8 protein-coding genes and 1 riboswitch are annotated in these 10,728 nt (G+C 57.0%); of the genes, 3 read left to right on the forward strand and 5 right to left on the reverse strand.

Annotated features, from left to right (window positions below):
• On the reverse strand, positions 1-1,195 hold a 1,195-nt coding region (locus HMPREF2842_RS08730; RefSeq protein ID WP_246823249.1), incomplete at its 3' end, for an ATP-binding cassette domain-containing protein.
• 417 nt (positions 1,196-1,612) lie between these two features.
• A riboswitch (SAM riboswitch) is annotated at positions 1,613-1,729 on the forward strand.
• 117 nt (positions 1,730-1,846) lie between these two features.
• Between HMPREF2842_RS08730 and HMPREF2842_RS08735 the strand changes: the two genes are divergently transcribed.
• The 3 genes from HMPREF2842_RS08735 to HMPREF2842_RS08745 all read left to right on the forward strand — a co-directional run bounded on the left by HMPREF2842_RS08735 (position 1,847) and on the right by HMPREF2842_RS08745 (position 7,565).
• Positions 1,847-2,752: a methylenetetrahydrofolate reductase gene (locus tag HMPREF2842_RS08735; RefSeq protein WP_070644329.1), complete on the forward strand. Its 906-nt coding sequence runs from the start codon at positions 1,847-1,849 to the stop codon at positions 2,750-2,752.
• A gap of 161 nt (positions 2,753-2,913) precedes the next feature.
• The gene (gene metE, locus HMPREF2842_RS08740; protein ID WP_070644332.1) at positions 2,914-5,241 is read left to right on the forward strand and encodes a 5-methyltetrahydropteroyltriglutamate--homocysteine S-methyltransferase; all 2,328 of its coding nucleotides are present in this window, start codon (positions 2,914-2,916) and stop codon (positions 5,239-5,241) included.
• Between the two features lie 341 nt (positions 5,242-5,582).
• On the forward strand, positions 5,583-7,565 hold the full coding sequence (locus HMPREF2842_RS08745) for a M13 family metallopeptidase (RefSeq protein WP_070644335.1): 1,983 nt from the start codon (positions 5,583-5,585) through the stop codon (positions 7,563-7,565).
• A 119-nt stretch (positions 7,566-7,684) separates the two neighbouring features.
• Here the strand turns inward: HMPREF2842_RS08745 and HMPREF2842_RS08750 are convergent, their stop codons facing one another.
• The 4 genes from HMPREF2842_RS08750 to HMPREF2842_RS08765 form a co-directional block, all read right to left on the reverse strand.
• On the reverse strand, positions 7,685-8,422 hold the full coding sequence (locus tag HMPREF2842_RS08750; RefSeq protein WP_049340842.1) for a DUF6318 family protein: 738 nt from the start codon (positions 8,420-8,422) through the stop codon (positions 7,685-7,687).
• Positions 8,423-8,523: 101 nt separating this feature from the next.
• Complete coding sequence (locus tag HMPREF2842_RS08755; RefSeq protein WP_049352829.1) at positions 8,524-9,246, reverse strand: DUF6318 family protein; 723 nt, start codon at positions 9,244-9,246, stop codon at positions 8,524-8,526.
• A gap of 129 nt (positions 9,247-9,375) precedes the next feature.
• Positions 9,376-9,615 carry a hypothetical protein gene (locus tag HMPREF2842_RS08760; protein ID WP_049354346.1) on the reverse strand — a complete coding sequence of 80 codons (240 nt, stop codon included), beginning with the start codon at positions 9,613-9,615 and terminating at the stop codon, positions 9,376-9,378.
• Positions 9,616-9,852: 237 nt separating this feature from the next.
• On the reverse strand, positions 9,853-10,512 hold the full coding sequence (locus tag HMPREF2842_RS08765; RefSeq protein WP_049358424.1) for a hypothetical protein: 660 nt from the start codon (positions 10,510-10,512) through the stop codon (positions 9,853-9,855).
• Positions 10,513-10,728 lie beyond the last annotated feature (216 nt).

Raw genomic sequence — 10,728 nt, forward strand, 5'->3', positions numbered from 1 at the left:
AGTCTTGACTCACCAAACCAACATTTGCCAACATGTTGTATTTACTCTCAGAAGAAGCACCCTTATACGTTATGCTCCCCTGGGCAATTGGTGTAATTCCAAGAATTGCATTTATTAGCGTTGTTTTTCCCGCGCCCGAGGCACCAACTACTGCAATCATTTGATTATTCATCAGCTCAAGATTAATATCTTTAAGCGCAAAAGACGACGCGCCCTCATACTGAACGGATACATCTTTGCATATAATTTTTGAAATATTTTCACGGTTAGGGTTAGAAGTTTTTATCTCAGAAGCATGGTCGTAAGTATCAGAGTCGCATACCCTTCGGAATTGCTGAACAGATAATGCTCCATTAATAATCTGGCCGAATGAATATCCCACCTCTTGGGTCGCGTTAACACAGGCAATGATTCCAATCAGCGATCCGGCCACATACGATATATCGGCTCCTGAATCCACAAGGAAGTACAGGGACGCAAAAAGTAAGACAGAGCAGAGTAGCCCTGCAACTATGGAGATGATTCCTCTAACACTTTCAAGGCTCAATTCCCTACCGGCTGCCCGGCGTCGCCAGGACGCTACGCGTTGCGAGAAAAATCGGGAGGCTCTCATGAGGTGAAGTTCTTGGGCGCGACTTTGAGCCATCAGATTGTCTAGATAGTAGTTCTCTACCCGATAGTCCTCGTACATTAGGGTGTATATAGTGTAATCACGTTTAGCGAGGATTACCATTGCAATAGATAGGGGTAGTGAACACAGTGCCGCAAAAATTGCTGCCACAATGCTGACGTTCGCAATATTAAGACAGAGAAGTAACACCATTGCGAAGGCACTCACCAGTGTCATAACTGACATGGTGTGAACCTGCAATTCCTGTTTCGATATTGCCTCTCTTGCAGCACGTATATCTTCCTGTGATTTTATGCTACCTATATCAGACAACGGAAAAGTAGATAACCTGGTATTTAACATGCGGTGAACCCGATAGTTCATCTTTGATTTGAGGATAAGCATGTTACTACTTACCCAGCGTTGAGCAATGATATTAATTCCGACAACAAGGGCAAGAGCAATAATATAAATCCATGCTGCGCCACCATTTGAACCGCTCAAGGCTGATACTGTATTACCAATCAGCAGGGACTGACTCAAGGGAATGCAGGCAATGACGGCTAGCGATAGGGCGACGCTCACTAGGGTCCCAGGACAGGTTTTCCAGGCTAGGCGGAAGGACCAGAATATAGAAGAAAATAGATTTTTCATTCTCACCACGCTCACAAAGTCGTATTGAACTCATCTTTGAGCCCTACAACTCCTCGATGAGCGGACATCGAAACACTACCCGTGCCTCATTAGTTACCCTACCCCTCACTGAAATATAAAACACACATATTCGCACGTGTCCAAGAATATTAAGCAGACATATCTGCGATATATACCGAGCGCCCAAGAGCCCGCCGACAGCCCTACCCGCAACGCCCCCCAGCCCCCTTCGTCATAGTCAGTCATATTAAGTTCATATTTCGCCCCATTGTCATGTCCAGAAATATTAGGACATCAACCGCCGCATACCTTGCACACCCTCGGAGGCAGTGGGTAGAGTGAAAGCGTTATCTATCAAGAGCGACCGAGAGATCTGGCTCGTCGACGTCGCAGCAACCTCGCCAGTATCCCCCACCGTCACGGTGCAGGGTACGGACAAGGTGCTCCCGCCAGAACCGATAGAGAAGAATACCCTTCGGCACCCCTTGATGATGTGCACCCACAAACCGGTACAGCGCATCCTGCAGAAGAATTCGCGCACCCTCCCGGTGCGTATCTATCGGGTGAACACGAAGGAAGGTTATGACGACAGTTCACCCGGCTCTTTCTTTTGAGCTGTTCCCACCCCGCTCACACGCAAGTTGCGAGTCGCTACTCCACACCATTGCCGAGCTTGAGGGCACCAACCCCGACTACGTGTCGGTCACCTACGCCGGTGACGCTAAGCGCCGCCAGAAGACCCTCGCGCTACTCGACCACCTGGTGCATGAAACGTCCCTCACCCCGCTGGCTCACCTGATTTGTGCAGGCCATTCGGTGCATGAGCTGGAGCGTGCGGTCCGCCTGATTCTGGGTCTGGGTGTGCGCGGTTTCCTGGCTCTTCGCGGTGATATTCAGGAAGGTCAGGTTTCTGAACTTCCTTTCGCCCGCTACCTGGTGGAGCTGATTCGCCGCGTGGAGCGTGAAGATTTCGCCCACCTGGCAGCTGGCAAGGTGTCGATTGGTGTGGCGGCATACCCGCAGAAGCACCCCGAGTCCGCATCTCTGTTGCAGGATATTGAGATTCTGTTGTCGAAGCAGCGTGCCGGCGCGGACTTCGCGATCACTCAGGTGTTCTTTGAGGATGAACGCTACAGCGCCCTGGTCGATTCGGCGCACCTGGCAGGCGTGGATATTCCGATTATTCCGGGCATCATGCCGGTAACCTCGCTGAAGCGCCTACAGAACCTCTGCCAGATGGCGGGCATGGAAGTCCCGACGGACCTCGCCTACGCCCTAGAGACGGCGACCAGCAACGCTGAGCTGCACCGCATCGGCGTGGATTACGCGCTGAACCAGTGCCGCGCCGTGATGGATGCGGGCGCACCGGGTCTGCACTTCTTCACCTTCAACGAGCATGCGGCGGTTCTGGACGTTCTGGATCAGCTGGATTTGCCGCGGTACAGTAACCGTTTCTCTCAGTCGCTGAGCGAACTGGAATACGTCTAAAACCCCACTTCAACCCATAACGCTCCTTGTCGGACGCGTTTCCACTTTCTCCCCCACAAATATTCCGGGAGTTGTTGAGTCCTCCGTTTCACCGCCCACAGTCGGGTGGTAAAACGCCGGAACCGACTCCCACATCTATCCCCAGTAAAGGAATAACTATTATGTCGAACACCGCATTCCCCGCCGCAACTATTGTTGGTTACCCCCGCGTGGGCCGCTTCCGTGAGCTGAAGAAGGCTCAGGAGGCTTTCTGGAAGGGCAAGGCCACCCTGCAGGAGCTGCAGGACACCGCCGCAGACGTGCAGCGCACCTACTTCGAGCGCGTGACCGCCGCCGGTCTGAAGGCTGACAACTACTCGATTCCGGCAACCTTCTCCTACTACGACCAGGTGCTCGACGTTGTTCGCCTGTTCACCCTGGTTCCCGAGCGTCTGGCTGAGGCTAAGGATGCACGCGGCCTGCTGGATCTGCCCGGCTACTTCGCACTGGCGCGCGGTACCGAGACCCTGCCTCCTCTGGAGATGACTAAGTGGTTCGACACCAACTACCACTACCTGGTGCCCGAGATTGGTGCCGGCACCGAGATTAAGCTGAACCTTGAGGCTATTGACGAGCAGCTCGAGGTAGCAAAGCAGGCTGGCGTGAAGGTTCGCCCGCAGATTGTTGGCCCGCTGACCCTGCTGCTGGGCGCTAAGGCTGAGCAGGGTTCCGCTGAGGACTTCTCCCCCGTTGACCGTCTGGATGAGTTCGTTGCCGCGTACGCTCAGGTGCTGGAGCAGCTGGCTGAGCGCGGTGTTGAGTGGGTTCAGCTGGACGAGCCGGGCCTGACCGTGGACCGTGCGGACAACGCGAAGGTTGCGCAGCTGGCTGAGCGCACCTACCGTGCCCTGGCAGCTGGCGAGAAGCGCCCGCAGATTCTGGTGACCAGCCCCTACGGTTCCCTGCGTGAGAACCTGCCGGCGCTACTGGGTACCGGCATTGAGGCTCTGCATCTTGACCTGGTGCACGGCGTGTACTCGAAGGCTGAGCTGGAGTCTGTTTCTGCCGCGGGTGTGCACCTGGTTGCCGGTGTTGTGAACGGCCGCAACGTGTGGCGTGCTGATGTTCGTGCCGCCCTGAAGACCCTGGAGGCGCTGCCCGGCGCATCCGAGGGTGCCGTGTCGGTTTCCTCCTCGACCTCCCTGCAGCACGTGCCGCACGACCTGGCTCTGGAAGACCCCGCCGAGGTTCCCGTGGACGGTCTGGCATTCGCCGATCAGAAGGTCGCCGAGATTGCTCTGCTGGCTCGTGGCCTGGCTGAGGGTGAGGCTGCTGTTGAGCCGGAGCTGAAGGCTGCTGATGAGGCGCTGGCTCGCTTCGCCGCTGACCCGCGCAAGCACAACGATGAGATTCGTGCCCGCGCCGCAGCTGTGACCGCTGAGGACTTCGACCGCCCGACCATTGACGTTCGCCGCGCGGCTCAGGCCGACCTGAACCTGCCGAAGCTGCCGACCACCACCATCGGTTCCTTCCCGCAGACCGCTGAGATTCGCCGCCGCCGTGCGGAGGCTCGTGCGGGCAAGATTTCCGCTGAGGAGCTGAACGGCTTCCTGCGTGACGAGATTGCCTCGGTTATCGCACTGCAGGAGGAGCTGGGCCTGGACGTGCTGGTTCACGGTGAGGCCGAGCGTAACGACATGGTTCAGTACTTCGCCGAGAACTTCGACGGTTTCGCAACCACCCGCCACGGCTGGGTTCAGTCCTACGGTTCGCGTTGCACCCGCCCCTCGATCCTGTTCGGTGACGTAAAGCGTCACGGTGAGGGCCTGCGCGGTGAGGCGTTCACCGTTCCGTGGAGCTCCCACGCACAGTCGCTGAGCGACAAGCCGGTCAAGGGCATGCTCACCGGCCCGGTGACGATTCTGGCGTGGTCCTTCGTGCGTGACGACCAGCCGCGCCGCGAGACCGCTAACCAGGTGGCTCTGGCTCTTGCCGACGAGATTGCTGACCTGGAGCAGGCGGGCATCCGCATCATTCAGGTGGACGAGCCGGCTCTGCGTGAGCTGCTGCCCCTGCGCCGCGATGAGCAGCCGCAGTACCTGGACTGGTCGGTGAACTCCTTCCGCCTGGCAACCAGCGCGGTGAAGGATTCCACCCAGATTCACACCCACCTGTGCTACTCGGAGTTCAACGAGATTATCGACTCGATTAACGCTCTGAACGCTGACGTGACCAGCATTGAGGCGGCTCGTTCGCACATGGAGCTGCTGGCTGACATTCCGGAGAGCTTCGTTTCCGGTCTGGGCCCGGGCGTGTGGGACATCCACTCCCCGCGTGTTCCTTCGCAGGATGAGATTGAGTCCCTGCTGAAGGCTGCGATTGGTTACGGCACCATTGCTGACCTGTGGGTGAACCCGGACTGCGGTCTGAAGACTCGTGATTACGAGGAGACCAAGCAGTCTCTGCGTCACCTGGTAGATGCCACCAAGGCGATTCGCGCATCCCTCTAGGAGGCGCCTATTGGTTCCGCTGCCTGCTGCGGGTTGACCGGATGATGGTTTGCTCGCGGTAACCTGCGGCAGGTGGCGGCTGTTCGGCTTCGTGCCGGTATGCGTACCGACTGTATGCCGAGCTTTTGGGGATAGATAACAGGCCCGCCCGTACGGTTTTTCTTCTGCACCGTGCGGGCGGGTTTTCTGCATCCTGGAGGGGCTACCGCCCTCTCTGCCACCCGCGTAGCCCACTGAGGAGCGACAAAATACCCCTGAGAAGCGCCTGTACCGGTGAGCCAGCATCTGGTGCCGTCCCGGGCATCCTGTGGCTTGGGGGCGTAAGAACATAGAATGGAACCATGACTACTAACTCTGGAATCACTAAAGAATGGGTGGATGAAACCGTCAAGCCGGGCGACGATTTCTTCCGCCACGTCAACGGCAAGTGGCTTGCTACCCACGAAATCCCGGCGGACCGCCCCAAGGACGGCGGCCTGTACACCCTCCGCGATAACGCAGAGAAGCACGTGCGTGAGCTGGTGGAGAAGATTGCGAAGGAGCAGCCGGAGTCCCGCATCGGCGCACTCTACAACTCCTTCATGGATGTTGAGAAGATTGAGGCGGACGGCCTGGAGCCGCTGCTGAAGGAAATCGCCCCGATTCTGAACTCGGCAACCCCCTCCCACCTGGCTGTGACCCTGGCGCTGCTGTCTCGTGCGGGTCTGCCGCAGCTGTTCGCCTGGTACACCAGCAACGACCCGAAGGACCCGAAGAATTACACGTTCTTCCTGTACCAGTCGGGTCTGGGTCTGCCGGACGAATCCTACTACCGTGAAGAGAAGCACGAGCAGGCGTGCGCGGCGTACGTTGAGCATATTGCCCGCATGTTCCAGCTGACCGGTCTGGCTGAGGGCTTCGGTCTCACCCCGGAGCAGGCGGCTCAGCTGGTGTTCACCCACGAGTCGGAGCTGGCTCGCCTGCACTGGAACGTCGTGGAGAACCGCGACGCTGAGGCGACCTACAACCCGTACCAGGCGACCGAGCTGGACGAGAAGTTCCCCGGCTTCCCGTTCTCGCAGTGGCTGCTGGCGCTCGGCGCAGACCCGGAGACCCTGGGTCAGGTTATTGTGGCTCAGCCGTCCTTCTTTGAGGGTGCGGCTAAGCTGTTCACCTCCATCCCGCTGATGAGCTGGAAGCTGTGGGCTGTGTGGACCGTTCTGCGTTCGCGTGCGCCGTTCATGTACGACGAACTGGTTCAGGAAAGCTTCAACTTCTACGGCAAGACCCTTTCCGGCACTCAGCAGATTCGTGAGCGCTGGAAGCGCGGCGTGGGCGCTGTCGAGAAGGCTCTGGGTGAGGAAATTGGCCAGGAGTACGTGGCTGTGCACTTCCCGCCCTCGCACAAGGAGAAGATGCTGGTTCTGGTCGGCAACCTCCTGGAGGCGTACCGCGAGTCTATTGAGTCACTGGACTGGATGACTGAGGCAACCCGCCAGAAGGCGTTGGAGAAGCTGTCGAAGTTCGTCACCAAGATCGGTTACCCCGATAAGTGGCGTGACTTCTCCGCACTGGAGCTGGTACCCGGTGACCTGTTCGAGAACCTGCGCCGTACCGGAGCGTTTGATGCTGACTGGCTGATTGCCCGTAAGGGTCAGCCGGTGGATAAGTCGGAGTGGCTGATGACTCCGCAGACCGTGAACGCGTACTACATGCCGCCGGCGAATGAGATTGTGTTCCCGGCAGCGATTCTGCAGCCCCCGTACTTCAACCCGGATGCTGACGATGCGGCGAACTACGGCAATATCGGCATGATTATTGGCCACGAGATTGGTCACGGTTTTGACGATCAGGGTTCCCGCTATGACGGTGACGGCAAGCTGGAGAGCTGGTGGACTGAGGAGGATTACGCGAAGTTCAAGGAGCGCACCTCCGCACTGGTGGAGCAGTACAACGCGTACGTTCCGGTGGGTCTGGACCCGAAGTTCCACGTGAACGGTGAGCTGACTCTGGGCGAGAACATTGGCGACCTGGCTGGCATGTCTATTGCGTTGAAGGCGTACCGCTTGGCTCTGAAGAAGCAGGGCATTGAGTCGCTGGCTGACGCGCCGGTGATTGACGGTATGACCGGTATTCAGCGTTTCTTCTTCTCGAATGCTCGCGGCTGGTGCACGAAGTCCCGCCCGCAGCATGCTGAGGTGATGATTTCGGTGGATCCGCATTCGCCGGATGAGTTCCGCGTGAACGGTGTGGTGCGCAATATTGATGAGTTCTATGAGGCGTTTGGTGTCTCTGAGGGCGATGCACTGTACCTGGCTCCGGAGGAGCGCGTGCGCATCTGGTAGCATCCCGATAAGGGTATATGCTTTATTGCGTATATAAGTGAGGCGCCCGCCTCGTGGTTTCTAGCCACGGGGCGGGCGCCTTTTACTTGTAGAAGTTATACGCCTCTAGGCTGAAGCTTTTAGGAAGCAGAAGCCGATGCAGTGGCACTAGAAGTAGCAACCGGATTCACTGTAAGCTTCCAGTCGCCATTCTCATAAACTCCACGAATGATGGCATCTCCAGTAATTTTGCGGTATTCCTTGGGAGACTCCATCACTTTCCCCTTGTATACAGCAAACTCACCGTTCTCCAAAACCATCTTTACATTCCAGATATAGCTATCACCATCGCGGGTCGGTTGAGGCGTATTCATAGCGACAGTAACAGTTTGTTCTTGGCGCCAGACCTCCCCCTTTTGCAAAGCATCATCGAAGCTACCAGGCGTGGGTTCAAGGGTGGTCTTCAATTCTGAAATATCAATACCGCTTTCACGCAAAGGTTCAGTCTTTCCGGTACGCCCATAATATTCAGAAGCGGCGCCAAAGAATGCAATGGACTGGTAGAAGCCTTCCACGCTGTTCTCGTTAGCAACAGCGGGCTTCACAGGTACAGGAACATTCTTGGGCGGCTCGGTACGGGTACCTTCCTTATAACCTGCAGGCTTGGAAGTGTAGCCGTCCAGGACCGCAACGCCGGAGTAGTCGCTACGAACGCTCTTAGATGCGGAAGCAGATGCGCTACCGGATGCATTGCTGGATGCCCTCTCGGATGCGTTGCCGCTGGTTGCTTGCGGCTGAGCGCCGCACGCTGCCAGGAGGGTTGCGCCACCGGCGGCTACAACCATGCCGAGGGCAGATCGGCGGGTTACGTTCTTCATTGGTTCTCTCTATCTACGGTGGTGGCGCCCGCCTCGTGGGTTTATTCCACGGGGCGGGCGCCTTTCTATTTCAGAAACTATACGTTTCTAGGCTGAAGCTTTTAGGAAGCAGAAGCCGATGCAGAAGCCTCAGATTCAGACTTCATGCCAGTCAGCTTCCACGCACCGTTCTCGTAAACACCGCGCAGGGTACGCTCGTTGACGTTCTCACGACCGCTTTCGGGGACCTCCAGAACCTTATCCTTAGATGCCATGAATTCGCCGCGGGTAAGGGTGAAGCGAGCATTCCAGGTGTATGCCTTACCATCGCGGGTGGGCTGTGCGGAGAGCAGGGTGATGGTAACAGTCGGGTCGTGCATCCAGACTTCGCCCTTGACCAGCTTTTCCCCGAGGGTGCCGTCTTCCGGCTCGAGCATCGACTTGAGTTCGCTCTTGTCCATGGCGCTTTCACGCAGGGGCTCGGTCTTACCGGTACGCATGTAGTATTCCATGGCTGCGCCGAAGAACGCGATGGACTGGTACAGGCCCTCCACGCTGTTCTCGTTAGCGACGGCGGGCTTGGTCGGCACGGGCACGTTCTTGGCCGGCTCGGTGCGGGTTGCCAGCTGGTAGTCAGCAGGCTTGGAGGTGTAACCGTCCAGGACAGCAGGACCGGAGTAGTCGGCGCGTGCGTTGTTAACTTCGGCATCCGAGGTAGAAGCGCTACCGGATGCAGATGCAGAGCCACTGGATGCCTGAGACTGCGAACCGCATGCCGCCAGGAGGGTTGCGCCACCGGCTGCGGCAAACAGGCCGAGTGCGGATCGGCGGGTTACGTTCTTCATTTTTTCTCTCTATCTGTGGTGTGTTTTCCGCACCGTGGTGCGGGTGATGCCTGCGGCATCTAACGGGAAGACGGCACTACACGAATGTAGTGCCGTCTTACAGTATATGTTTATTGGGCTTGGTATTTTTTAGCCGCCGTAATAGTAGTAGTGGCTGTAGGAGCTGCCGTAGTAGTCGCTGATGACGATGCGGGTGCGGCGGCCGTAACGGTCGGAGTAGTAGCGGTTGTAGGGGGTGCGGCGCACGGTCGGGCGGTAGGTGGTTGCCTGTGCGGGGGTGAGCAGTGCGCCGAGGGCGGTTGCTGCGCCTGCGCCTGCGGCGGCGAGTGCTGCGCGGCGGGTAAGGCGTGCAGGCTTCTTGGTGGCCATGATGTGCCTTTCGGGGTCGGTGTTTCTGTGAAGTGACGTGGCGTGTGCACGGCGTGCGGCTGTGCATTAACCATTTCTTATTGTATGCCTCAACGTTAATGTTTTTACGTGCAGAGTACACCTTCTAGTTGAGGCTTAAACCATGCGGGCTAGTCCACGTTTTCCTGGCAGAAAAATTGCGGAAATATTGGTTGAGAAACACGCCGGGCGCACCCTAAATACGGGCTGAATCGCGGGCTACATGTCTACTTCGGCGAGGCCAGAAATTTCCTTGTCCTTGATGTGCGGGATGGTGGAGCTCCAGTTCATCCACGCCTTGACCTGCGCAGCTTCTTCGGGGTTGTTCATATCTGGCCAGCGGTCGTTTTCCATCTTGAATCGGGTCATTGCGAGGAGGGGGTAGCCCTCATAGATGGGCCCGAAACGCGCAATACGCTCACCCGATTTTGTGTCGAAGGTGACGGAGTCTGGAATTTCGCTATCGTAACTCTCCCTGTATGTGACCTTATCAATCGCGTTGAGCGGGTAGAAGGTTTTCTTGCCGTGCCCGTCGTCTTCTTCAACTCCTTCCGGCGAAATTTTGGTGTAAGAACCAGTCACATCATTGAAGAAGTACAGAAAAGCACACGTGAGAAGGAAAAATCCGACATCTGCAAAATGGAATCCTACGTCGCCCAGCAAATGAGCTATAAACATCAGAGCAGGCATCATAGGAAGCACAACGACAAGCGCAATTATTTCAAGGCGGTCGCCTCGAGTAATGTAAATGTTTTTGGCGTACAACTTCTTGTCTCGGCGTCGGTTGATTTCGTAGACAATGATGGACCGGAACATCTTATACGTCTGCAGGACATTTACTACGCCCCAGAGGGCAATCATGGTGTAGTTCATCATCATGGTGGTCAACTACCCTTTCTATTTATCGGTGACCGGTAGCCTTCCGGCAACGGTGCGGAGAGTGCGGGTTCGTTCTCAGAGTAGCCGAGGAAATCTGGTGGTTAGGCACGGATTTGGGCTATCTGCGCAGTGGTTGCCGAGTCTTCACCGGAGCATTGCGTCGAGTTAACCTCCCGTCTAGATTGGGTGCGATAGGCTAAGGATGTGCCCGCCACC

It is taken from the genome of Rothia sp. HMSC069C10, assembly GCF_001812205.1.
In the GTDB taxonomy this organism is placed as follows: domain Bacteria; phylum Actinomycetota; class Actinomycetes; order Actinomycetales; family Micrococcaceae; genus Rothia; species Rothia mucilaginosa.

Coding starts and splice junctions, on each gene's coding strand:
- HMPREF2842_RS08735 (WP_070644329.1), top strand. CDS start 1,847: ATGACGACAGTTCACCCGGCTCTTTCTTTTGAGCTGTTCCCACCCCGC.
- metE (WP_070644332.1), top strand. CDS start 2,914: ATGTCGAACACCGCATTCCCCGCCGCAACTATTGTTGGTTACCCCCGC.
- HMPREF2842_RS08745 (WP_070644335.1), top strand. CDS start 5,583: ATGACTACTAACTCTGGAATCACTAAAGAATGGGTGGATGAAACCGTC.
- HMPREF2842_RS08750 (WP_049340842.1), bottom strand. CDS start 8,422: ATGAAGAACGTAACCCGCCGATCTGCCCTCGGCATGGTTGTAGCCGCC.
- HMPREF2842_RS08755 (WP_049352829.1), bottom strand. CDS start 9,246: ATGAAGAACGTAACCCGCCGATCCGCACTCGGCCTGTTTGCCGCAGCC.
- HMPREF2842_RS08760 (WP_049354346.1), bottom strand. CDS start 9,615: ATGGCCACCAAGAAGCCTGCACGCCTTACCCGCCGCGCAGCACTCGCC.
- HMPREF2842_RS08765 (WP_049358424.1), bottom strand. CDS start 10,512: ATGATGATGAACTACACCATGATTGCCCTCTGGGGCGTAGTAAATGTC.